Origin of the sequence: Prauserella salsuginis (assembly GCF_024648885.1) — a bacterium.
GTDB classification, from domain to species: Bacteria; Actinomycetota; Actinomycetes; order Mycobacteriales; family Pseudonocardiaceae; genus Prauserella; species Prauserella salsuginis.
Genome location: NZ_JANBBF010000008.1, coordinates 647,289 through 668,373, shown reverse-complemented (window position 1 = coordinate 668,373; position 21,085 = coordinate 647,289). Strand labels below are relative to the sequence as shown.

The following is a 21,085-nucleotide window of genomic DNA, read 5'->3' as shown; positions in this document are numbered from 1 at the left end:
CCGTGTGCGGCGGGCGGGCGGAGCTCGAGGCACGGCCCTGCCCGAGGTACCGGCCTTCGACGTGGCGGCCGTAGGCGTGCCTGGCGCGCCGATCGGGGCTTCGACGCGGCATCCCCGTGCTGTCACATCGGCAGGCGCCGTCTCGTCCCCAGGGTGAGAATCGATCGCACACCCGAGGAGGAATCGCCATGCCCCGCATTCCCGTCGTCACCGCCGACCAGGCAGGCCCGGTGACGCGTGTGCTGTACCGCGTCGTCGCACGCAAGTACGGCGCCGTGCCGGAGCCGTTCGCCGTGACCGCCCACCACCCGAAACTGATGCGCGCCTACGGCGTGTTCGAGATGCTCGCCGAACGCGCCTCGACCGTGCTGCCGACCAGCGTGCGCGAGTTGGCCGTCTATCGGGTCGCGGTGCGGCTGGGCTGCTCGTGGTGCATCGACTTCGGGACGATGCTGCAGCAGCACGACGGACTCGACATCGACCGGTTGAAGGACATCGACCACTACGCCACCTCGCCGTTGTACACGCGGCCGGAACGGCTGGCGCTGGCCTACGCCGACGCCATGACCGACACACCGATCGCGGTGACCGACGAGCAGGTCGCCGAACTGGAACGCGAGTTCGGCCCGGCGGGTGTGGTCGAACTGTCGCTGCAGATCGGACTGGAGAACATGCGCGGACGGTCGAACGCCGCGCTCGGCATCGTCGACCAGGGGTTCACCTCCGGCGACGCCTGCCGGGTGGAACTCGGCGAGGTCAGGCGGGAGGGGACGGCAGGCGCGTGAGCTTGTCGGGGTTTACCTGGTCGTAGATCGCCACGATCCGGCCGCCGGCGACGGCGACCGTCTGCACGTGGGCGTCGAGGTCGTGGTAACCCTCGCCGCCCGGCACCGGCGGCAGGTACACGCCGAGGTCACCGTTGACCATCACCGGCCGGGCCGCCGCGAAAGCGCCCGGCCGGTAGACGGTGAGCAGGCCCACGAAGAACCGTGCGATCCTGTCGGCCCCCGACATGACGCGCCGCGCGGTGCGGGCCTTGCCGTCGGAATCGCCGATGAGCACCACGTCGGGGTGCAGCACGCGGGCGACCGCCTGGACGTCACCGGTTGCCATGGCGGTGAGCAGCTGCTCGACGACCCGCCGGTGGTCGTCGCCGGCGCGCGGCGGCGGATCCGCATCGCGCACCGTGCGCCTGCCACGGGAGGCGTACTGCCGCGCCGCGTCGGAGCTGCAGCCGAGGGTCTCGGCGATCTCGGCGAACGGCACCCCGAACGCGTCGTGGAGCACGAACGCCAGGCGCTGCTCGGGTGGCAGGGTGTCGAGCACGACCATGGCCGCCATGCGGGCGCCGTCGTCGGCCACCACGGCCTCGAGGGGGTCGGGCCTGCCGTCGGTGGCGGTCACGACCGGTTCGGGCAGCCACGGGCCGACATACCGTTCGCGGCGGGTGGCCGCCGACCGGAGCCGGTCCAGGCACAGCCGGGCGACGACGGTCGTCAGCCAGGCCGTCAGGTCGTGGATCGCCGCGCGCCGGTCGTCGTCGAGCGAGGTCAGTCGCAGCCACGCGTCCTGCACGGCGTCCTCGGCGTCGGCCAGAGAGCCGGTCAGCCGGTATCCGACGCCGACGAGATGGGCGCGTACGGCGGTGAAACGGGCGGCCTCGTCGGACGCCGCCGGAGTGTCGGGCATGGGCAGAGTATGCCCGGTCGGAGGCGATCGGGTCCTGGCCTAAAGTGGGGGCGTGGCGGGACGGATCCGGGACAGCGACATCGCGCAGGTACGCGAGCGCAATCGGATCGACGACGTCGTCGGCGAGTATGTGGGGTTGCGCCGAGCCGGTGGCGGGGCGCTGAAGGGCCTGTGCCCGTTCCACGAGGAGAAGACGCCGTCGATGAACGTGCGCCCGACGCACGGGACCTTCCACTGCTTCGGCTGTGGCGAGGGCGGCGACGTCATCAAATTCATCATGCAGATCGAGCACCTGCCGTTCGTGGAGGCGGTCGAACGGCTGGCCGACCGCATCGGGCTGCAGCTGACCTACGAGGGCGGCGGCCGTGACGTCCGCAGGGAGAACCGTGGCACGCGGCTGCGGCTGGTCGAGGTGCACAAGGCGGCACAGGCGTTCTACGCCGAGCAGCTCACCACGCCCGAGGCGGAGACGGCGCGGACGTTCCTGAAGGAACGCGGGTTCGATCAGGCGGCGGCGGCCCGGTTCGGCTGCGGGTTCGCCCCCGGCGGGTGGGACAAGCTCACCAAGCATCTGCTGAACCAGGGTTTCGAACTGGGGGAGCTGTACAAGGCGCAGATCTCCAAGGAGGGCCGTAACGGGCCGATCGACCGGTTCCACCGCCGCCTGGTGTGGCCGATCAAGGACCGCGGCGGTGACGTCGTCGGGTTCGGCGCGCGCCGGTTGTTCGACGACGACCCGATCCAGGCCAAGTACCTGAACACGAGCGAGAGCCCGATCTACAAGAAGTCACAGGTGCTGTTCGGGCTCGACCTGGCCAAACGGGAGATCGCCAAACGGCATCAGGTGGTCGTCGTCGAGGGCTACACCGACGTGATGGCGATGCACGAGGCGGGTGTGCCCACCGCGGTCGCCTCGTCGGGTACCGCGTTCGGCGAGGAGCACATGCGGGTGCTGCGCCAGCTGATGATGGACGACGACGCGTTCCGCGGCGAGGTCATCTTCACGTTCGACGGCGACGAGGCCGGTAAGAAGGCGGCGCTGAAGGCGTTCGAGGGCGACCAGACGTTCGCGGGGCAGACCTACATCGCGATCGCCCCCGAGGGCATGGACCCGTGCGAGTTGCGCCTGAACAAGGGCGACTCGGCGGTGCGAGACCTGGTGTCGCGCCGGACCCCGCTGTTCGAGTTCGCGATCCGCAGCCTGCTGGCCGAGTACGACCTCGACTCCGTGGACGGCCAGGTCGCCGCGCTGCAGCGCACCGTCCCGCTCGTCGCCCAGATCAGGGACCGCGCCAAGCGGGACGGCTACGCGACGAAGCTCGCGTGGTGGACCGGCTGGCAGGACGAGGCGATGGTCGTGCGGCGGGTGCGCGAGAGCGCGGGTGCGCCGGTGAAGGCGAGCGGGCGGAAACAGCCCTCGCGCGGTGCCGGCGCCGAGAACGGCGAGGCGCCCGCGTTCGCCCGGCCCGATCCGCGTGATCCCGAGCGCACGGCGCAGCGCGAGGTGCTGAAGGCGGCGCTGCAGGAACCCGCGCTGGCGGGCCCGCAGTACGACACGTTGCCCGAGGATGCCTTCACCCATCCCGCGTACGTCGCGGTGCACCGGGCCGTGCTCGCCGCCGGCGGCACCGGTTCCGGACTGTCCGGCCCCGCGCTGCTCGAGGCCGCGGCGCAGCAGGCCGAGAACGCGGGGGTGGCGTCGCTGCTCTCGGAGCTGGCCGTCGAGCCGCCGCAGTCGGTGGGGGACGCCGATGCGCGCTACGTGCAGTCGATGTTCTCGGCCGTGCAGGAGAATCTCGTTGGCCGTCAGATCGGTGAACTGAAGTCGAAGCTCCAGCGACTGTCCCCTGTGGACTCACCGGACGAGTACCGGGACCTGTTCGGTGACCTCGTCGCGCTCGAGGAGTACCGGAAGGCCCTCAAAGGCCAGGCCGCGGGCGGGTTCGAATGACGGTGTCGCGGTGGTGGCGCAGGCTGTCGGGGCCGTCGGTGCCGGAGGAGATCCGGGCCGTGCTGGAGCGCGGCGAGGACGTCGTCGCCGCTGCGGAGGCCGACCGTGGTCACGTGGTGGTGACGCGGCTCGGGTTGTGGTTGCCCGGACAGGACGGTCCGCGGCGGGTGGACTGGCACCTGGTGAGCAAGGCCGGGTGGGACGCCGGGACGCTCACGGTGGTCGAAGCCGAGGAGGCCGAGGAGGTGGGCGGCGCGGTTCTGCTTCGTGATCGGCCACCGGTGCGGGTCGGGCTTCCGCGTGCGGGACGGCTGCCGGAGCTCGTGCGACGGCGCGTGGAAGGGTCCATTCGGGCGCGGCACCGCACCGACCTCGCCGACGGCGGGGGAGCGTGGTTCGTGCTGCGCAAGGTGCCCGGCGCCGACGGTGTGATGCTGCAGGCCCGGCCCGATCCCGGCACCGACGTCGACGCGGTGCGGGCCATGGCCAGGGAGGCCGCCGAACGCCTCTCCGGTGGACAGTCCTGAGGCCGGTGCCGACCGGGTCCCGGCGGCCGCGGGTGGTGGGTTGTGACGCCGCCCGCCGCAGCAGTACGGTTGTACGGTATGTGGGATCCTGCTGCGTATCTGACCTACGGTGACCTGCGTGGCAGGCCCTTCCACGAGCTCGTCGCGCGGGTGCCGGCCGAGCGGCCACGACGGGTCGTCGACGCCGGCTGCGGGCCCGGCAACCTGACGGCGAGCCTGGCGCGGCGGTGGCCTTCGGCGCAGCTCGAGGCGTTCGACAGCTCACCGGAGATGGTCGAGGCGGCCCGTGCCGCGGGGATCGCGGCCGAGGTCGCCGATGTCGGCACCTGGACACCGAAACCCGACACCGACGTGCTGGTGAGTAACGCGGTGCTGCATTGGGTCAGCGGGCACGGCGACCTGTTGCGGCGCTGGGCGCGGCAGCTGCCGTCCGGGGCGTGGCTGGCGATGCAGGTGCCGGGCAACTTCAACGCGCCCTCCCATGTGCTCACCCGCAGGCTCGCCGCGAGCGAGCGGTGGCGGAGCAGATTGGCGAGCGTGTCACTGCGCGGTGCCGATGCGGTCGACGACCCCGAGGACTACGCCGACCTGTTGGCCGATGCCGGGTGCACGGTCGACGCCTGGGAAACGACCTACGTGCAGCCGCTGCACGGCGACGACGCGGTACTGGAGTGGATCACCGGCACCGCGCTGCGGCCGATCAGGGCGGCGCTCGCCGACGCCGACTGGGACGAGTTCCGCGGCGAGCTCGCCGAGCTGCTCGCCGAGGCCTACCCACAGCGGGCCGACGGGACGACGTGGCTGCCGTTCCGGCGCGTGTTCGTCGTCGCACGGACGCCGTGACCGACCCGGAGCGACCCGGCGTGGCCCGCGGCGATCTCGGCGCCGGACTGCCGCAGCGCCCGGCGCCGAGCCGGGTCAGTGCTGGGCCGACCGCCCGAACGGAACGCGTTCGCCCATCTTCTCGCCGAGCTTGGCACGCGCGACCCCCGCGGCACCCTGCACGGCGGGGTGATCGGCGACCTTGCGGTACGTCCGCACGATCTGCTCGTACCGGGTGCGCCCGGCGCGAGCGCCCAGGACATAGCCGACGGCCGCACCCAGCAGGAACTTGTTCATGGCGGTGAGCCTCCTCGTGCTGTTTCCTTGAAGCGCTCATTCTCCACCGGCCCCGTCCACGCCGAGGCACCTGGCCACCGGAAACGGTGGCGGCGCACCGGAGGGGGACCCCGTGTGAAGGCGCCAGCGGCCATGGTCTAAAGTTACTACCCGTCGACAGCGAGAGCGCCGACGACAACAGAACATTCCCCCATAGCTCAATTGGCAGAGCATTCGGCTGTTAACCGGAGGGTTGTTGGTTCGAATCCAACTGGGGGAGCAAACGCCCAGGTCGTAGACCTGGGCTTGTTTTTTGTCCGAGGTCGAGCCGGAGGGGCCCACGCGTCCCTCCGGTGCTGCGGGGACACGCCTCGATCACAGCCGATCGCCGTACCGGACGGTGCCGGGCCGTGCGCCGCGTCGTGGTGGGGGCCGTTCCGGCTCGGCGGGCCGTGGCAGGGGAGTCGGCGTGCGTCGCGGTGCGGCGTCCAAGGGGATCCACAGTGGACCGCGGGTGCGACCGCGGTGGCTGCGCCGTGACGACGTCGGTACACCCGGTGAATGCGCGACCGGAACCGGGACGATCCGGGCGCGCTGGGTACGCTGCTGCGGCGATTCGGCGGAAAGAGGGGCCCATGGAAACAGCAGCGATCTATCTCGTCGCCGCGTTCGCGGCCGGCGGCCTGGCATTGCTCGTGAAACTCCCACCGCTGGTGGGGTTCCTCGTCGCCGGTTTCGGTCTGCAGGCCGCGGGGGTCGACCACATGCCCGGCCTGCAGACACTCGCCGACCTCGGCGTGACCCTGCTGCTGTTCGGCATCGGCCTCAAACTCGACGTGCGGTCGCTGCTCAAGGCCAGGGTGTGGCTGACGTCGCTGGCGCACATGGCCTTCAGCGTCCTGCTGGGCGTCGCCATGCTGTTGGCCATCGCCCCGTTCGGCTTCGCACTGTTGGCCGACGCCGACCTGACGGAGATGGCGATCGTCGCGCTCGCGCTGTCGTTCTCGTCGACGGTGTTCGTCGTCAAGGTGCTCGACGAACGCCGGGACAACCAGACGCTGTACGGTCGCATCGCCATCGGCGTGCTGATCATGCAGGACATCGTCGCCGTGATCGTGCTGACCGTGTCCAAGGGAACGCTGCCCTCGCCGTGGGCGCTGGCGCTCGTGCTGCTCGTGCCGGGAGTCTGGCTGGCCGGCAAGGCCTGGGACCGCATCGACTCGGTCGAACTCGGTGCCCTGTTCGGCCTGACGATGGCGCTCGTGCCCGGATACGTGCTGTTCGACCTGGTCGGGCTCAAAGGCGACCTGGGCGCACTGATCATCGGCGCGCTGCTGGCCGGTCACCGCCGCGCGGGGGACCTGGCACGGCTGCTGCTGACCGGCAAGGAAGTGCTGCTGATCGCCTTCTTCGTCAGCATCGGCCTGACGGGCACGCCCACGTGGGAGGCCGTCGGCATCGCCGCGCTGCTGGCCGTGCTGATCCCCGTGAAGTCGCTGGCGTTCTTCACGCTGCTGTGGCTGATGCGCCTGCGCTACCGCACCGCCACGCTCGCGTCCCTCGCGCTCGGCAACTACTCCGAGTTCGCCCTCATCGTCGCCACGGTCGTCGCCGCCACCGGAGGCATCTCCGAGGACTGGGTCGTCGTGCTGGCACTCGCCGTGGCGCTGAGTTTCCTCCTCTCGGCCGTGCTCAACCGGCTCGCCCCCGGAATCGAGGCGTGGGTGACGCGGCGGCTGCCCGAACGCGACGCCGAATCCCTCGCCCCGGACGACCGGCCGATCGATCTCGGCGACGCCGACACCCTGGTGCTCGGCATGGGCAGGGTGGGCCAGGCCGCCGTCCAACAGCTCCACGAGGTGCACGGCCGCAGGGCCGTCGGCGTCGAGCACGACAGCGGCCGTGCCGGGCAGCTGCGGGAACGCGGCTTCGACGTCGTCGAAGCCGACGCGACCGATCTGGACTTCTGGGCCCGAGTCAGGCGCTCGGGCCGGGTCGAGCTGATTCTGCTGGCCATGCCGTTCCATGGGGAGAACCTGCTCGTGCTCGACCTGCTCCGCAAGAAGGGTTTCACCGGAAGGGTGGCCGCGATCGCGCAACGCGGCGAGGAACTCGACGACCTGCGTTCCCGCGGCATCGACGCGGCCTTCAACCTCTACGGCAGCGCCGGCATCAACCTCGCCGACCATGCCGTCGAACAGACCTCGGCCGACTGACGGTCCGCCGCGCGCCTGCGGTGAGGCCTCACACGTCGGCGGTGAGGAAGTCGAGCACGAGCGGCCCGGCGATGTCGCGGCGCTCTTCGAAGTACGCGTGCCGTGCCCCCGGTATCAGGCGCAGCGTGGCGCCGGGGATGCGCTCGGCGAGCAGCGGGGCATTGGCCGCCGGGTTGAACACGTCGTCGGTGCCGTGGACGACGAGGGTCGGTGCGGTGATGTCGGGCAGCACGTCCCACGCGTCGTGCCGGTGACTGGCGATACGGTGCCGCCGCAGCACGTGCGGGGGCGTGTCGCGTTCGCCGATCGTGCGGTACGGCCCGGGATGGGCCGCCAGCCAGGCCGGGGTGTACATCAGATCGAGCAGTGCCTGCCGGACGGCTGCGGCGTCGTGTTGTGCGAGCCGCCGTGTCACGTCCGGGTCGCGCTCGACCGCGTGCGACCCACCGGGCGAGGTGCAGCCCAGCACGAGCCTGTCGACCCGCTCGGGGTGGTCGGCGGCCAGCCATTGCGCGACCCGCCCGCCCATCGACGTGCCGTAGACGTGTGCGCGTCCTGCTCCGGCGGCGTCCAGTACGGCGACCGCGTCCTCGGCGAACCCGCGGGTGCTGTACGAGTCGTCGTCCGGCTTGTCGCTGCGGCCGATACCGCGGTGGTCCATTGTGATCACGCGGAACGCTCGCTCGAAGTCACCGCGCGCGGAGTCCCACCAGCGCCGGCTGTTCGACTGCCCGGCGATGAGCAGCAGGACCGGCCGATCCGCCCGCGCGGCGCCACGTTCCTGGGCGCCGGCTCCGTGGTCCGCACCACCCTGGGCCGCACCACCGCGGCCTCTGCCGGCAGCGTTCTCAGGGCCGTGGATCTCGTAGTACAGGGCGACCCCGTCGGCCGCGTAGGCGTAAGGCACGCCAGCGATCCTAGGCAGCGGCGCGCAGCGCCTCCGGTTGGGCGGCGGTGGGAGATGGGTGGGCCCAAAGCAGTCACGCGGAGCGTGCCCGGTTGGGGTGACGGGAGACGGGCGGGCCGCCCGCGACAGGACGGCCCGCCCGTGATCATCCGGTGTGGGACAGGCGGCGCCTGCGCAGTGCCGCCAGCCGTCCGATGAGGACGTCGACGACAACGAAGACGAGCAGGCTGAGCCCGAACAGCGGTGTCAGCAGGCCGATGGCGGCCGCGGTGGCCCCCGCGGCGACAAGAGCCCACCGGGGCAGGCCGCGCCACTGTCCGCGGGATACCGGCCTGCCGAACCCGGCGCGGCCGGGCCTGCGCTGCCACCACAGGCGGTAGCCGAGCACCGTCACGGCCGTCAGACCGGCACCGACCGCGGCGAGCGCGACCTGGTTCGGCCAGCCGAACAGCGTGCCCATGTGCAGGTCGATGCCCCAGCGGGCCAGCTTCGCGCCGAGCGGGTAGTCGGCGAATCGCACCCGGTCGGTGACCTCGCCGGTGGCACCGTCGACGGCGACCGTGTCGACCTGGGTCGGCCAGCTCCGGTCGATCTCACTGACCGTCCAGGCGTCGCCAGGCCGCTCGGGTACGGCGATCTCGATCGTGGAGGCGTCGATTCCGGCGCCGCGAGCCGCGGCGAGCACGGTCTCGACCGTCGCGTCGTCGGACGGCGCGGGCGCGGCGGTGTCACCAGGCACGGAGTCGCCGTCGGCGCCGCGGTGTTCGGCGTGCGGGTCCTGCTCCCGGTGCGCGGCCGAGGTGTCGACCTCCGGCGTGCTCCAGCCCGCCGCGGTGCGCAGCTCGGCGATGTTCGCACCGGCGTAGGCGGACCACGTGAGCCCGGTCGCCGACAGCAGTAGCGCCCCGCCCAGCATCGCGATGCCCAGCCGGCTGTGCCGGCGCGTCGCGGTTGCACGTGCCGGGGCCGGGTCCCGCCGCCGGGTGCGGTTCCGCTTCCGGCGTGCGGCCCACAGGGTGACCCCGGCCAGTGCGACCACCCACAACCAGGACGCGGCGAGTTCGCTGTAGATCCGGCCGGGTTCACCGAGCAGCAGGTTGCGGTGGAGCTGATCGAGGGTCATGCGCAGCGGCAGCACGCCGCTGGTGCCGTAGGTCGTCAGGTCTCCCGTGACCGTGCCGTCGCCCGGGTCGACGAACACCGTGCGGAACTCGGACGCTCCGAGGGAGGGATCGGCGAACAGCACGCGGGTGGTCGCCCCTGGTTCGGGGGCGGGCCGGACGGCGTGCAGCGGCGCGCCCGCGACGACCTGCTGCGCCGCGTGGACCTGCTCGGCCAGGGGGAGCGGGTCGTGCGGGGACGTCGCGGTCAGTTCGTCGTGGTACAGCCACGCTTCGAGCTGCGGGGTGAGTGCGTAGGCCGTGCCGGTGAGGGCGGCGATGAGGATGAACGGGCCGATGAAGACGCCCGCGTAGAAGTGCAGTCGCAGCAGCGCACCGCGCCAGCGGGCACGGCGGCGCGGTGCCGGGTCTGCCGGGTCTTCGGTCGTGGTGGCTGCGCGCTCCGGTGGGCGCAGTGTGGTCTCGGACATGACGGATCGCTCCTGGGACGGGCATGCGGACGTGGACGCGCAGCGGCGTCCGCCGGGACATGCAGATCACGGGCGTTTCGTCGGGTACGCGTCACACGGTGATGACGAGGGGTCGAACCGTCGACGGGGGCGGGCCGCGTCGGCCGCGGATGCGCGGGCGCAAGGCGTGCGAGACCGGCCGCTGTTGCGGTGGCGGCGGACACGGTGTCCACACCGGCCCGACGACGGCGAGCGGGGTCGGTCCGGCGGGCAGGCGTGCGGCGAGAGCGGCGACCAGGGCGAACAGGGTGTGTTCGGCGCCGGTGAGACCGGCGAACACGATCGCGGTCGCCGCGAGATGCGCGAAGGTCATCACGGCGGTGTCGGGTGCGTGGCCGTGACCCGCTCCGAGCGTGAGTACGGCGTGTACCGCGAGCTGGCCGAGGCCGAGAACGGCCAGCAGTGCCGTGGGCCGGAGCCGGACGCGGGCCAGCCCGCTGGCGATCGTGCCGATCGCCAGCACCGGACCGGCGACCGCGGGCCAGCCCGGTAGCGCACCGCCCGCGGAGGCGTGCGCGAACACGGCGAGCAGCCCGGTGGCGGTACCCGCGGCGGCGCCGCGCAGCAGGCGGCCCATACCCGTGGTCAGGCCGTCGCGTGCGCGCATGCTCGAATCCTAGACAGTGGCGCGCAGCGCCTCCGGTTGGGCGGCGGTGGGAGACGGGTGGGCCCTAGACAGTGGCGCGCAGCGCCTTCGGTTGGGCGGTGGTGGGAGACGGGTGGGCCTCAGGAGGCAGGGCCTCGCGTGTCCGTCCGGGTGACGGTGGGAGGCCCGAACCCGGCAGCTCCGTCCATGGTGGACGCCCGGTCGGCGGCCCGCCGCGGACCGGACCGGCCGGCGTACCGGTGTGGCGTGGCGGGCTCCGGTCAGCGCCAGTCGACGACCTCGTTGATCAGCGTCGGGTGGCCGCGTTTGACGTAGTTGACGTACTTGGCCATGTGTTCGTACATCAGGTCGTGCGCCGCATCGGGCTCGCCGTTCTCGATGGCCTTGGCGATCGCGACGTGGGCGTCGGAGACCTCTTTCCGTCGCGACTTGGGGAACACGATGCCGCTGACCCGGTCGCGGAAGATGTCCGACAGGGACTGGCCGAGCAGGCTGAGGATGCCGTTGCCGGACATCTCCGCGATGAGCCGGTGGAAGTCGCCGGTGTATTCGAGGTAGGCCGCATCGTCGTCGACCTTGAGGGACCCGCTGACGCGTCGCAGCTCGTCCATGTGCTGTGGGTCCTGCCGCTGCGCGGCGAGTCGGGCCATGAGCGGCTCGACGGCCAGGCGTGCTTCGATGAGCTCGCGGAACGTCGTGCCCTGTGCCTGCAGGTACAGCGTCGCCATCTGTCCGAAGTGGTCGGGCTGTGCGCCGCTGACGATCGGGCCGCCGCCCGGTCCGGGCTTGAGCCAGATCAAGCCGTTGACCTCGAGGATCCGCAGCGCCTCCCGCAGCGATCCGCGCCCGATGCCGTACTCCTTGAGCATGTGCGCTTCCGACGGCAGGTGGGCGCCCGGTTCGAGGCCCTCGGTGCGGATCTTCCGCATGATGCTCCGTGCCACGGCCTGCGCGACCTTGTCGCCCCGCTTGTACGGCCGCTGGCGCGGTTCCAGCGCGTCTTGGTCCATGTGGCGACGATACCGATGATGATCCTGGATCCCGGGCAAGGACCTGGTTACCGGCCCGGCGTCGTGGCGCGTGACGGCAATTCTCTGAACATGATTCGGTTTCGACTGTCGGTGGGGCCGATTCGCGTACTCCGCCGGCTCCGGGTCGTGCCCTGCGGCGCGCTGCGGTCGGCCGTCCGGCATGCGAACAAGACCATGCTAATCCTTGACATGAATTCGGCGCCGCCGCATACTTGCCGAGCATGTGACGCAGGTCTCTCGCCCAGGTGAGGTCCGCCTCGCGTCCACCGGTCGCACACACTCGCCAGTAGCACAAAGAGGTGCCCCATGGCTCTCGACGAGGCCACCAGTTCACTGCTCGCCCAACTCGCCGAATCCGGACAGCCGCCGATCCACGAAATGGATCCGCAGCAGGCTCGCGGGATCACCGCGGCGCTGCAGGAGATGTACGGCCCGGGGCCGGACATGGCGCGGGCCGAGACCCGGTCGATCGACCTGCCGGGCCGCTCCGTCCCGGTGCAGATCCTGGTGCCGAACGCCGCGCCGCGCGGTGTGATCGTCTACTACCACGGCGGTGGCTGGGTGATCGGCAGGATCGAGGAGTTCGAGACGCTCGGCAGGCAGCTGGCCGACAGGACGGGCTGCGCCGTGGTGCTCGTCGACTACCGGCTCGCGCCCGAGCACCGCTATCCAGCGGCGGCCGACGACGCCTGGGACTCGCTCCGCTGGGTCGAGGCCCACCTCGACGAGATCGCGGGCCGGCGAGTGCCGCTGATCGTCGCAGGCGACAGCGCGGGCGGGAATCTCGCCGCCATCGTCGCCCAGAAAGCCCGTTCCGGTGGTCCGGAGATCTCCCAGCAGATCCTCGTGTACCCCGTCACCGACTGCGACTTCGACAACTCGTCCTATGCCGACCCGGAGAACCAGCTGATGGTCAACCGTGAGGCCATGATCTGGTTCTGGGACCACTACGCCGACGCCGAGCAGCGCGCCAACGCCGACGCCTGCCCCGCGAAGGCCGGCGACCTCTCGGGCCAGGCGCCCGCCGTCGTGGTGACCGCGGAGCACGACGTCCTCCGGGACGAGGGCGAGGCGTACGCGAAGGCGCTCGAGGCCGCGGGCGTGCCGGTCCGCCACCGGAGATTCGCGGGTCAGATGCACGGCTTCTTCACCATGGTCAACGTGCTGCCCGGTAGCGCGGAGGCGATCGCCTACGTCGCCACGGAGATCGACAGTCAGCTGTCGGCCGCGGGCTGACGCCCCGGCCCAGCACCGGCTCTTCCCTCCCCGGCCGGTTCGCGGCGCCCGAGGCGGGTGCTCGTCCGTTGCCGTTCCGTCCGCCTGTCTGAATGTGAGGACACCGCTCCATGTCTGCTACCAGGAATCTGCCAGCCGAGTTGGACGCCGTCATCGTGGGCGCCGGGTTCTCCGGCCTGTATCAGCTGTACAAGCTCCGGAACCTGGGGCTGCGCGTCAAGGTCGTCGAAGCCGGTTCCGACATCGGCGGCACGTGGTACTGGAACCGGTATCCCGGCGCCCGGTGCGACGTCGAGAGCATGCACTACTCCTATTCGTTCGACGTGGATCTCGAACAGGAATGGGAGTGGACGGAGAAGTACCCGAGCCAGCCCGAGATCCTCGCCTACATCCACCACGTGGCCGACCGGCACGACCTGCGCAAGGACGTCGTGCTGGACACCAAGGTCACCGCGGCACACTACGACGAGGACGCCGCACTGTGGACGGTGCACACCGAATCCGGGGACCAGGTCTCGGCCCGCTACTGCATCATGGCCGTCGGATGCCTGTCGGTGCCGAAGAAGCCCGAGGTGCCCGGCCTCGAACGGTTCCGCGGCGACTGGTACCACACCTGCGACTGGCCGGAGTCCGGTGTGGACTTCACCGGCAAACGGGTCGCCGTCGTCGGAACCGGCTCGTCCGGCATCCAGGCCATCCCGATCATCGCGAAGCAGGCCGATGAGCTGACGGTGTTCCAGCGCACGCCGAACTTCAGCCTGCCGACCTTCAACGGTCCGATCGACCAGGAGATGGTCGCCGACATCAAGGCGCGCTACCGCGAGATCCGGGAGGAGAGCAGGCAGTCCGGTTTCGGGGTCGCGGTCGAACCGCCTACGCGGTCGGCACTCGAGGTCGACCCCGACGACCGGCACCGCAACTACGAGGAGCGTTGGCAGCGCGGCAACCTCACCGGCGTGCTCCAGGCCTACACCGACCTGCTGGTCGACGAGCAGGCCAACGAGACGGCCGCCGAGTTCGTCAGGGGGAAGATCCGCGAGATCGTCGAGGACCCGGCGACGGCCGAGAAACTGTGCCCGAAGGGTTATGCGTTCGGCACGAAGCGGCCCTGTCTCGACACCGGGTACTACGAGACGTTCAACTCCGACCACGTACAGCTGGTCGACCTGAAGGAAACCCCGCTGGTCGAGATCACCGAGCGGGGCGTGCGCACCAGTGATCGCGAGTACGAGGTCGACAGCCTGGTACTGGCCACCGGCTTCGACGCGATGACGGGTGCACTGCTGAACATCGACATCCGCGGCAGGGACGGCCTGACGCTCCGGGAGAAGTGGCAGGACGGGCCGGCGCTGTACCTGGGCCTGAACCCGGCGGGGTTCCCGAATCTGTTCACGATCACCGGCCCCGGAAGCCCGTCGGTGCTGTCGAACATGATCGTCTCGATCGAGCAGCACGTCGAATGGATCGCCGATCTGGTCGAGCACATGCAGCGCAGGGAGCTCCGCACCGTGGAGGCGACCGAGACGGCGGAGAAGGAATGGACCGACCACGTGCGCGAGGTCGGCGACATGACGCTCTACCCCCGGACCGACTCCTGGTACATGGGCGCGAACGTGCCCGGCAAGCCACGGTTGCTCATGGCCTATCTCGGCGGGGTCGGGTCGTACTGGCAGAAGTGCCAGGACGTCGCGGCCAACGACTACGAGGGCTTCGCGCTGAGCGCGTGACGGCCGGGAGGAGACATCGATGTTCCGCATCACCGTGCACTACCACCACCCGGACGATCCGGAGCGGTTCCTCGAGCACTACCGGGGGACGCACGCCGTGCTCGCGGCGAAACTGCCGGGCCTGCGGTCCTACGGCTGGGGCCGGACCACCACGTTCGACGGCTCGACACCGCAGCACTTCCTCGTCGCCGTCATGGAATGGGACAGCCGGGACGCGTGCGCCGCGGCGTTCGCCTCGCCCGAAGGGCAGGCGGCCCAGGCCGACATGGCCAACTTCGCGGGAGCCGGCGCGGACGTGAACTTCCACGAGGTCGTCGACGTCGAGCCCACGGGGAGCAGGTGAGATGGGTACCGCGATCGACGACGACCTCGCCGTCCGGCTGGACCGGGTCGAGGCGCTGGAGGAGATCCGGCGAGTGCTGCACGGCTACGCACACGCCTTCGACAAGCGGGACCTGCCGTGGTTCCTGTCGCTGTGGACCGAGGACGCGAGGTGGCAGCCGGACCCGGACACGGTGTTCCGCGGCCGGGACGGGATCCGCCGTGGCGCGAGCGAACTGTGGGAGACCGTGTTCGCCTCGCACCACTGGTCGGTCAACTCGGTGATCGACGTCGACGTGGTCGGCGGCACGGCCACGGCCGTCACCGACGTGCTGGCGATGGCCGGCACCGCCGACGGCTGGGCACAGACCGCCGCGACCTACCGCGACCTGCTCCGCCGGGTCGACGGCCGCTGGCGCATCGCCACCCGCGAGACGGACGTCCACCGGGCCGTTCCGGTGGCCGATCCGGCGGGCTGACCCACGGCAGGGCCGCCCGGCCCCGGCCGGAGCGGCCTGCCCTCTCACGAACTCTCCGCACCGCACCGAAGGGACGATCGATGAAGACGAAGGGTGCGCTCCTGTGGGCGCCGGGAACGCAATCGGGCTGGTCGGTCGAGGAGATCGAACTCGATCCGCCGAAACCGACCGAGGCGACCGTCAAGCTCGCCGCGTCGGGCATCTGTCACAGCGACGACCACCTCGACACGGGCGACATCCCGCTCGACTGGGCGCCGATCCTCGGCGGGCACGAGGGCGCGGGTGTCGTCACCGAGGTCGGGGACCACGTCGCCGACCTCGAGGTCGGCGATCACGTCGTCTGTTCGTTCCTGCCGTCGTGCGGCAAGTGCTCGATGTGCGTCGCGGGCAAGGCCAACATGTGCGCGCTCGGGGCGGGCGTGCTGGGCGGCACGTCGCCGGACGGTACGCACCGGATCCGCGCACGCGGCCAGGGTGTCGGCGCCATGTCCTATCTCGGCACGTTCGCGCCGTACGTCACGGTGCCGACGGACGCGCTGGTGAAGATCGACAAGGACATTCCGCTCGACAAGGCCGCGCTCATCGGGTGCGGGGTGCCCACGGGCTGGGGGTCGACGATGTACGCGGCCGAGCTGCAGCTCGGTGACGTCGTCGTGATCTTCGGCGTCGGCGGCGTCGGCATGAACGCGGTCCAGGGTGCCCGGCACCGCGGCGCGAAGGCGATCATCGCGGTCGACCCGGTGGACTACAAACGCGAGCGGGCGCCGGAGTTCGGCGCCACCCACACCGCCGCCACGGCGGCGGAGGCGGCGCAGCTCGTCGAGAACATGACCAACGGCCAGGGCGCCGACCGGGTGATCGTCACCGTGGGCGTCGCGTACGGCTCGGTCCTCGAGCCCGCGCAGGCGATGACCCGGCGGGGCGGTGTGCTGGTGCTCACCGCGGCGGCTCCCGTGCTGCAACGCGACGTGGAGTTCGACATGTTCACGTTCGCGATGTCGGGCAAGCGGTTGCAGGGCACGCTCTACGGTTCGACCAACGCGCGCAACGACATCCCGCTGATCGCCGACCTGTACCGGCGCGGCGAGATGAAGCTCGACGAGCTGGTCACGCGCACCTACGCGCTGGAGGACATCAACACCGCCTTCCAGGATCTGCGCGAGGGCAAGAACATCCGCGGCGTCATCGTCTACGACTGAGCGAGGGGTCGACATGGAGGAGCGCGCCGCGGAGCGGTACGAGATCATGCAACTGTCCCACCTGTACGCACGCGGCCTCGACCGGTTCGACCCGCTCGAGGCGCTCTCGGCGTTCAGTGACGACGCGGTCTGGGACGCCACGGCGGTCGGCCTCGACCGGTTCGAGGGCAGCGAGGAGATCCGCGAGTTCTTCGAACGGGACGCCGCATCGGTGGCCGACCAGTTCCACATCATCACCAACCACATCGTCGAGTTCGACGGGCCTGACTCCGCGCACGGCACCAACTACGTCTTCTCCGAAGGGCACGCCGCGTCGGGTGCGAAGTTCCGCGCCGCTGCGCTGAACGAGGACACCTACGTGCGCACGGCGTCGGGGTGGCGGATCGCCTCCAGGGCGATCTCCCCGTTGACGCCGCCGGAGCTGGAAGGGCTCGACGTATGACCACCGCCGCCGGTACCGACGTCGGCCGCGCGCTGATCGTGTCCTACCTGGATGCGGTGGGAACTCTGGACGTGGCTGCGATTCCCGGGCTGTTCCACGTCGACGGCGTACTCGACATCCCGTACGCCCCGGAGGGCATTCCCCGCACGATCCGGGGACGGGCCGCGATCGCCGAGTTCTACGCGGGCCTGCCGGACCTGGTGACGCCGATGAACTTCGCGTCCTACCGGATCGATGCGCTGGACGTCGAGGGGGAGTACGTCGCGGAGTACACATCGGACGCTTCGGTGCGGACGACGGGCCTGCCGTACCGCAACGACTACATCGCGCGCATCACCGTGCGCGGTGACCGGATCGCCCGGTTCGCCGAGTTCTTCGACCCGATTCCGCTGGTCGTTGCGCTCGGCGGGACGGTAACGCCCCCGAGCGCGTGAGGAGCACAGGAACATGGGAATCGCCGACCACCGCGCCGAGATCGAGAACCTGCTCGGCGTGTACACCTTCGCCTACGACGAGAACGACATGACGGCGATGGCGGGCTGTTTCACGGCCGACGCCGTCATGTCGATGCGGGTCGCCGACGGAGACCTCGTCGGCCCGTTCGAGGGTCGCGACCAGATCGTCGGCCTGATGGAGAAATCGCTGGCATCGCAGAACGACCAGCGCAGGCACCTGGTGTCGAACGTGGTCGTGCGTGACCTCACCGACGACACCGCCACGGTGACGTCGTACCTGACGCTGATCTCCATCGCGGATCAGACGCTGGCGGTGCTGTCCACGGCACGCTACGAGGACGAGCTGGCCCGCGAGAACGGTGCCTGGCGATTCGCCCGCCGGCACGTCCAGCTCGATCTGCCGTACTGACGTGATCGGCGCTACGGACGGAGCGGAGGACCGGTGGCCAATCAGGGTTTGATCCCCGCCAAATGGGCGGCGCTGACGCCCGGCGGGCAGGCGATCTACGACGTGACCGCCGACCGGCGGCTCACCTGGCGGCAGTTCGACGACCTCGTGCGGCGGCTGGCCAACGGCCTGCTCGCCCGTGGGCTGACCCCGGGCGACCGGGTGGCCGTCCTGTCGCGCAACTGCGCCGAGTACCAGGCGCTGTACTTCGCGGCCGGCCGCGCGGGGCTGGTGCTGCAACCGCTGAACTGGCGGCTGGCCGCACCGGAACTGGCCGCGATCGTGGCCGACGCCGCACCGCGTGCGCTCGTCGCCGAGGCCGAGTGGTCGGCTGTGGTCGACGAGCTGTGCCGCACGGTGGACGTGCCGCACGTGCTGCGGTTCGGGCCCGACGGGGACGGCGGACTGGAAGAGCTCGTCGAAGCCGCATCGGACGAGGAGCCCGCGTTCTCGGCGAAGATCGGTGACGACGATCCGTTCTTCATCCTCTACACCGGCGGCACGACAGGGCAGGCGAAAGGTGCGCTGCACTCGCACCGGAGCGCGGCCGCGGGGATGTTGAACCAGACCGTGGCCGAGCGCATCGTGCCGTCCGACGTGTATCTGTTGACCGGGCAGCTGTTCCACATTCCCGTCGTGCTGGCGATGAACTACCTCAAGCACGGCTGCCCGCTCGTGATGATGAACTTCGAGGCGAAACGGGCGCTGGAGGTGATCGAGGCCGAACGGGTGTCGGCGCTGCTGGGCATCACCACGATGCTGAACTGGATGATGGCGGTCGAAGGCTTCGAGCGTTACGACCTGTCGAGCCTGCGCAACATCCAGTACGGCGGCGGGCCGATGCCCTCGGCCATCGTGCGCCAGGCGCTGGAGGCGTTCCCCTGCACGCTGATCCAGGGGTACGGGCAGACCGAGGGCTCGACGATGTGTTTCCTGTCGCAGGAGGACCACGCGTCCGCGGTGGCCGGTGTCCGGCCGGAGCGGCTGCAGTCCTGCGGCAGGGAGGGCTTCGGCACACAGGTGCGGGTGGTCGACGAGACCGGCCGCGACGTGCCGCAGGACGGGCGCACGCCGGGACAGATCGTCGTCCGGTCCGAGGCGAACATGCTCGGCTACTGGAACCGGCCCGACCTCACGGCCGAGACGCTGCGGGGTGCGGGTACCCCCGACAGTAGGGGTATAGCTCTCGGGGGAGGCTGGATGTGGACCGGCGACATCGCGACCTGGGACGAGGACCGGTACGTGTTCATCGTGGACCGTTCGAAGGACATGATCATCTCCGGTGGCGAGAACATCTTCAGCGTGCAGGTCGAGGAGGCCATCGCCCGGCATCCGGCGGTGCTGGAATGCGCCGTGATCGGCGTGCCCGACGACGAGTGGGGCGAGTCGGTGAAGGCGGTCGTCGTGCTCAAGTCGGGACAGCGGGCCACGGAGGCCGAGATCATCGAGCAGGCTCGGGCGCACCTGGCCGGGTACCAGAAGCCGAAGTCGGTGGACTTCGTGGCCGAGCTGCCCAAGGCGCCGACCGGCAAGATCCTCAAACGGGAACTGCGCGAGCCGTACTGGTCCGGCAGGGAGCGGGATGTCTGAGACGGCCCGTGAGCCGGCCGGGATGTCGGCCGACGACGTTGCCGCCCGGATCGGACGGGCGTTCCCCGGCGGGGAGTTCACCGTGGAGCGCTGGTTCGCGTGGCTGTTGGCCGATGCCGCGCTGGCCGGGCCGGAAACGTCGACGCCCGGCGGGCCGGTCGGTGAGCCGGCCCATCCGCTGTTGGCGTGGACGGCTGCGACGCAGGCGATGGGCGTCACGTGGGACGAGCTGTTCTCCTGGTTCGGTTCGAGTGCCGACGACGGGCCGATGTTCGGCGAACACGAGACGGTGTGGCACGCGCCGATGCGCGTGGGCCGCACCTACCTCGTGTCGGGCGAGGTGACCTCGGCCGACCGCAAGTCCGGCCGCAGCGGGGTGTTCGACGTGATCGGCTATGTGTTCCGACTGCACGACAAGGAGAGTGGCGCCCACGTGGCCGACTGTTGGAACTCACTGATCCTGCCGAGGAGGCTTTCGTGAGCGACCGGGCCGACGAGGGCGTGACCGGTGCCGACGGCGCGGCGGTGGCGGATCGCATCGGGCCGCTCTCGCCGGGAATGCGACTACCGGACTGGCACGTGGCGAAGGTCGACGGCGAGAAGATGAAGACCACGGCGGCACTGCTGCGCGACCCCACGCCGATCCACTGGGACACGGCGGCACTGCGGGAGCTCGGCATGGGTGACCGTGCGATCAACCAGGGGCCGCTGAACATGGCGTACGTGATGAACATGCTCGCCGGGTTCGCGGGCGGTTACGAACGGGTACGGCGGTTGCGGGTGCGCTTCCGCGGCAACGTGCGCGAGGGAGACTCCCTGCGAGCGGGCGGCGTCGTCACCGACGTGCGCAGGCAGCGGGCGGACGACGGTGACGAGATCCTGTGCGACTGCGACGTCGAACTGTCCGTTGTCGACGGTGACGCCGTGTTGACGGGTACGGCGACCGTCGCCCTGCCGGGGAAGGGGAGCGGTGATGAGTGACCGGGATCGGCTGACGTTCCAGCTCAGCTACGGAGACTGCGATGCGATGGGTATCGCGTACTTCGCCATCTACTACCGGTGGATGGAACGCACGTACACCACGTGGCTGTACTCCCACGGGCTGCGCAGCGGCGATCTCGAACCCGACCTCGGGGTCGTCACGGTCGGCGTGAGCTCCGGTGCGACGTACCACCGGACGGCGCAGGTGTTCGACGAACTCGTCTGCCAGGCCGTGCTCGACCGGGTGGGCACCTCGTCCTACACGGTCGGCTACGAGTTCACGTGTGAGGGCGACCTGGTCACGCGAGGGCAGATGACCTACGCCTGCCGCGACGAGACGTTCGCGAAGACTGCGGTGCCGGATCGCCTCGCGGGCATCCTGCGGACGCTGCCGTCGCCGCGGTTCGACGTGCCGTAGCCGTTGCTGCTGGAGTGGCCGGGCTTACTCGTCCGGTCCGGACCACGCCGCCGTGGCGGGGAGAATCTCCCTGCCACGGCGGCGTTTTCGTGTGCCGTCCACGGAATCTCCCGGGATCGCGCCGGTTCTCCTC

At 70.5% G+C, this 21,085-nt stretch carries 23 protein-coding genes and 1 tRNA gene; 18 read left to right on the top strand and 6 right to left on the bottom strand.

Annotation, left to right across the window (positions count from 1 at the left end; genetic code table 11):
* The first annotated feature begins 188 nt into the window (after positions 1–188).
* A complete protein-coding gene (locus LY40_RS04570) occupies positions 189–785 on the top strand; it encodes a carboxymuconolactone decarboxylase family protein (protein WP_183786616.1) in 597 nt (198 codons plus the stop codon).
* Here LY40_RS04570 and LY40_RS04565 read toward each other — a convergent pair.
* On the bottom strand, positions 757–1,689 hold the full coding sequence (locus LY40_RS04565; protein WP_183786615.1) for a sigma-70 family RNA polymerase sigma factor: 933 nt from the start codon (positions 1,687–1,689) through the stop codon (positions 757–759). The two genes, LY40_RS04570 and LY40_RS04565, sit on opposite strands and share 29 nt — an antisense overlap.
* A gap of 52 nt (positions 1,690–1,741) precedes the next feature.
* Here LY40_RS04565 and dnaG point away from each other — a divergent pair, with 52 nt between their 5' ends.
* From dnaG to LY40_RS04550, 3 genes are all read left to right on the top strand, one after another.
* Positions 1,742–3,640 (top strand): DNA primase, encoded by a 1,899-nt coding sequence (gene dnaG / locus LY40_RS04560; RefSeq protein WP_258936020.1) that lies wholly within the window; start codon positions 1,742–1,744, stop codon positions 3,638–3,640.
* Positions 3,637–4,167 carry a hypothetical protein gene (locus LY40_RS04555; protein ID WP_183786613.1) on the top strand — a complete coding sequence of 177 codons (531 nt, stop codon included), beginning with the start codon at positions 3,637–3,639 and terminating at the stop codon, positions 4,165–4,167. The genes dnaG and LY40_RS04555 overlap by 4 nt, the downstream gene beginning before the upstream one ends.
* A 78-nt stretch (positions 4,168–4,245) precedes the next feature.
* A complete protein-coding gene (locus LY40_RS04550; RefSeq protein ID WP_183786612.1) occupies positions 4,246–5,010 on the top strand; it encodes a trans-aconitate 2-methyltransferase in 765 nt (254 codons plus the stop codon).
* Positions 5,011–5,085: 75 nt separating this feature from the next.
* On the opposite strand, the gene LY40_RS04545 is transcribed toward LY40_RS04550, so the two are convergent.
* On the bottom strand, positions 5,086–5,286 hold the full coding sequence (locus LY40_RS04545; RefSeq protein ID WP_183786611.1) for a hypothetical protein: 201 nt from the start codon (positions 5,284–5,286) through the stop codon (positions 5,086–5,088).
* Between the two features lie 186 nt (positions 5,287–5,472).
* Between LY40_RS04545 and LY40_RS04540 the strand changes: the two genes are divergently transcribed.
* Positions 5,473–5,545: transfer RNA gene (locus LY40_RS04540), tRNA-Asn, on the top strand.
* 355 nt (positions 5,546–5,900) lie between these two features.
* Positions 5,901–7,481 carry a cation:proton antiporter domain-containing protein gene (locus tag LY40_RS04535; protein ID WP_258936019.1) on the top strand — a complete coding sequence of 527 codons (1,581 nt, stop codon included), beginning with the start codon at positions 5,901–5,903 and terminating at the stop codon, positions 7,479–7,481.
* Between the two features lie 28 nt (positions 7,482–7,509).
* Here LY40_RS04535 and LY40_RS04530 read toward each other — a convergent pair whose 3' ends face one another.
* The 4 genes from LY40_RS04530 to LY40_RS04515 form a co-directional block, all read right to left on the bottom strand.
* Complete coding sequence (locus tag LY40_RS04530; protein ID WP_258936018.1) at positions 7,510–8,388, bottom strand: alpha/beta fold hydrolase; 879 nt, start codon at positions 8,386–8,388, stop codon at positions 7,510–7,512.
* Positions 8,389–8,533: 145 nt separating this feature from the next.
* The gene (locus tag LY40_RS04525; RefSeq protein ID WP_258936017.1) at positions 8,534–9,979 is read right to left on the bottom strand and encodes a PepSY-associated TM helix domain-containing protein; all 1,446 of its coding nucleotides are present in this window, start codon (positions 9,977–9,979) and stop codon (positions 8,534–8,536) included.
* A 91-nt stretch (positions 9,980–10,070) separates the two neighbouring features.
* Positions 10,071–10,625 (bottom strand): hypothetical protein, encoded by a 555-nt coding sequence (locus LY40_RS04520; protein WP_258936016.1) that lies wholly within the window; start codon positions 10,623–10,625, stop codon positions 10,071–10,073.
* Positions 10,626–10,885: 260 nt separating this feature from the next.
* Positions 10,886–11,635, bottom strand: coding sequence for a FadR/GntR family transcriptional regulator (locus tag LY40_RS04515; RefSeq protein ID WP_183786373.1), 750 nt, complete (start codon positions 11,633–11,635; stop codon positions 10,886–10,888).
* A 327-nt stretch (positions 11,636–11,962) separates the two neighbouring features.
* Here LY40_RS04515 and LY40_RS04510 point away from each other — a divergent pair, with 327 nt between their 5' ends.
* From LY40_RS04510 to LY40_RS04455, 12 genes are all read left to right on the top strand, one after another.
* The gene (locus LY40_RS04510) at positions 11,963–12,892 is read left to right on the top strand and encodes an alpha/beta hydrolase (protein WP_183786372.1); all 930 of its coding nucleotides are present in this window, start codon (positions 11,963–11,965) and stop codon (positions 12,890–12,892) included.
* Between the two features lie 110 nt (positions 12,893–13,002).
* The gene (locus LY40_RS04505; RefSeq protein WP_183786371.1) at positions 13,003–14,619 is read left to right on the top strand and encodes a flavin-containing monooxygenase; all 1,617 of its coding nucleotides are present in this window, start codon (positions 13,003–13,005) and stop codon (positions 14,617–14,619) included.
* A gap of 19 nt (positions 14,620–14,638) precedes the next feature.
* Positions 14,639–14,962: an EthD family reductase gene (locus LY40_RS04500; RefSeq protein ID WP_183786370.1), complete on the top strand. Its 324-nt coding sequence runs from the start codon at positions 14,639–14,641 to the stop codon at positions 14,960–14,962.
* A gap of 1 nt (position 14,963) precedes the next feature.
* On the top strand, positions 14,964–15,419 hold the full coding sequence (locus LY40_RS04495) for a nuclear transport factor 2 family protein (protein WP_183786369.1): 456 nt from the start codon (positions 14,964–14,966) through the stop codon (positions 15,417–15,419).
* Positions 15,420–15,499: 80 nt separating this feature from the next.
* Positions 15,500–16,618 carry an NDMA-dependent alcohol dehydrogenase gene (locus tag LY40_RS04490; RefSeq protein ID WP_183786368.1) on the top strand — a complete coding sequence of 373 codons (1,119 nt, stop codon included), beginning with the start codon at positions 15,500–15,502 and terminating at the stop codon, positions 16,616–16,618.
* Positions 16,619–16,631: 13 nt separating this feature from the next.
* Entirely contained in the window at positions 16,632–17,060 is a 429-nt protein-coding gene (locus LY40_RS04485) for a nuclear transport factor 2 family protein (RefSeq protein WP_258936015.1), read from the top strand.
* The gene (locus LY40_RS04480) at positions 17,057–17,494 is read left to right on the top strand and encodes a nuclear transport factor 2 family protein (protein WP_258936014.1); all 438 of its coding nucleotides are present in this window, start codon (positions 17,057–17,059) and stop codon (positions 17,492–17,494) included. Before LY40_RS04485 ends, LY40_RS04480 begins: the two co-directional genes overlap by 4 nt.
* Positions 17,495–17,507: 13 nt before the next feature.
* Positions 17,508–17,924, top strand: coding sequence for a nuclear transport factor 2 family protein (locus tag LY40_RS04475; RefSeq protein WP_258936013.1), 417 nt, complete (start codon positions 17,508–17,510; stop codon positions 17,922–17,924).
* A gap of 33 nt (positions 17,925–17,957) precedes the next feature.
* Positions 17,958–19,553, top strand: a complete 1,596-nt coding sequence (locus LY40_RS04470; RefSeq protein WP_258936012.1) for an AMP-binding protein — start codon at positions 17,958–17,960, stop codon at positions 19,551–19,553.
* On the top strand, positions 19,546–20,034 hold the full coding sequence (locus LY40_RS04465) for a hypothetical protein (protein ID WP_258936011.1): 489 nt from the start codon (positions 19,546–19,548) through the stop codon (positions 20,032–20,034). Before LY40_RS04470 ends, LY40_RS04465 begins: the two co-directional genes overlap by 8 nt.
* Complete coding sequence (locus tag LY40_RS04460; protein WP_258936010.1) at positions 20,031–20,534, top strand: MaoC family dehydratase; 504 nt, start codon at positions 20,031–20,033, stop codon at positions 20,532–20,534. Before LY40_RS04465 ends, LY40_RS04460 begins: the two co-directional genes overlap by 4 nt.
* Positions 20,527–20,952 carry an acyl-CoA thioesterase gene (locus LY40_RS04455; RefSeq protein ID WP_183786362.1) on the top strand — a complete coding sequence of 142 codons (426 nt, stop codon included), beginning with the start codon at positions 20,527–20,529 and terminating at the stop codon, positions 20,950–20,952. Before LY40_RS04460 ends, LY40_RS04455 begins: the two co-directional genes overlap by 8 nt.
* Positions 20,953–21,085 lie beyond the last annotated feature (133 nt).

Bases quoted from the DNA above. Each gene is read 5' to 3' on its own strand.
- LY40_RS04500 (WP_183786370.1), top strand. From the start codon at position 14,639: ATGTTCCGCATCACCGTGCACTACCACCACCCGGACGATCCGGAGCGG.
- LY40_RS04480 (WP_258936014.1), top strand. From the start codon at position 17,057: ATGACCACCGCCGCCGGTACCGACGTCGGCCGCGCGCTGATCGTGTCC.
- LY40_RS04555 (WP_183786613.1), top strand. From the start codon at position 3,637: ATGACGGTGTCGCGGTGGTGGCGCAGGCTGTCGGGGCCGTCGGTGCCG.
- LY40_RS04465 (WP_258936011.1), top strand. From the start codon at position 19,546: ATGTCTGAGACGGCCCGTGAGCCGGCCGGGATGTCGGCCGACGACGTT.
- LY40_RS04535 (WP_258936019.1), top strand. From the start codon at position 5,901: ATGGAAACAGCAGCGATCTATCTCGTCGCCGCGTTCGCGGCCGGCGGC.
- LY40_RS04570 (WP_183786616.1), top strand. From the start codon at position 189: ATGCCCCGCATTCCCGTCGTCACCGCCGACCAGGCAGGCCCGGTGACG.
- LY40_RS04525 (WP_258936017.1), bottom strand. From the start codon at position 9,979: ATGTCCGAGACCACACTGCGCCCACCGGAGCGCGCAGCCACCACGACC.
- LY40_RS04485 (WP_258936015.1), top strand. From the start codon at position 16,632: ATGGAGGAGCGCGCCGCGGAGCGGTACGAGATCATGCAACTGTCCCAC.
- LY40_RS04545 (WP_183786611.1), bottom strand. From the start codon at position 5,286: ATGAACAAGTTCCTGCTGGGTGCGGCCGTCGGCTATGTCCTGGGCGCT.
- LY40_RS04520 (WP_258936016.1), bottom strand. From the start codon at position 10,625: ATGCGCGCACGCGACGGCCTGACCACGGGTATGGGCCGCCTGCTGCGC.
- LY40_RS04510 (WP_183786372.1), top strand. From the start codon at position 11,963: ATGGCTCTCGACGAGGCCACCAGTTCACTGCTCGCCCAACTCGCCGAA.
- LY40_RS04515 (WP_183786373.1), bottom strand. From the start codon at position 11,635: ATGGACCAAGACGCGCTGGAACCGCGCCAGCGGCCGTACAAGCGGGGC.
- LY40_RS04495 (WP_183786369.1), top strand. From the start codon at position 14,964: ATGGGTACCGCGATCGACGACGACCTCGCCGTCCGGCTGGACCGGGTC.
- LY40_RS04550 (WP_183786612.1), top strand. From the start codon at position 4,246: ATGTGGGATCCTGCTGCGTATCTGACCTACGGTGACCTGCGTGGCAGG.
- LY40_RS04475 (WP_258936013.1), top strand. From the start codon at position 17,508: ATGGGAATCGCCGACCACCGCGCCGAGATCGAGAACCTGCTCGGCGTG.
- LY40_RS04505 (WP_183786371.1), top strand. From the start codon at position 13,003: ATGTCTGCTACCAGGAATCTGCCAGCCGAGTTGGACGCCGTCATCGTG.
- LY40_RS04455 (WP_183786362.1), top strand. From the start codon at position 20,527: ATGAGTGACCGGGATCGGCTGACGTTCCAGCTCAGCTACGGAGACTGC.
- LY40_RS04490 (WP_183786368.1), top strand. From the start codon at position 15,500: ATGAAGACGAAGGGTGCGCTCCTGTGGGCGCCGGGAACGCAATCGGGC.
- LY40_RS04565 (WP_183786615.1), bottom strand. From the start codon at position 1,689: ATGCCCGACACTCCGGCGGCGTCCGACGAGGCCGCCCGTTTCACCGCC.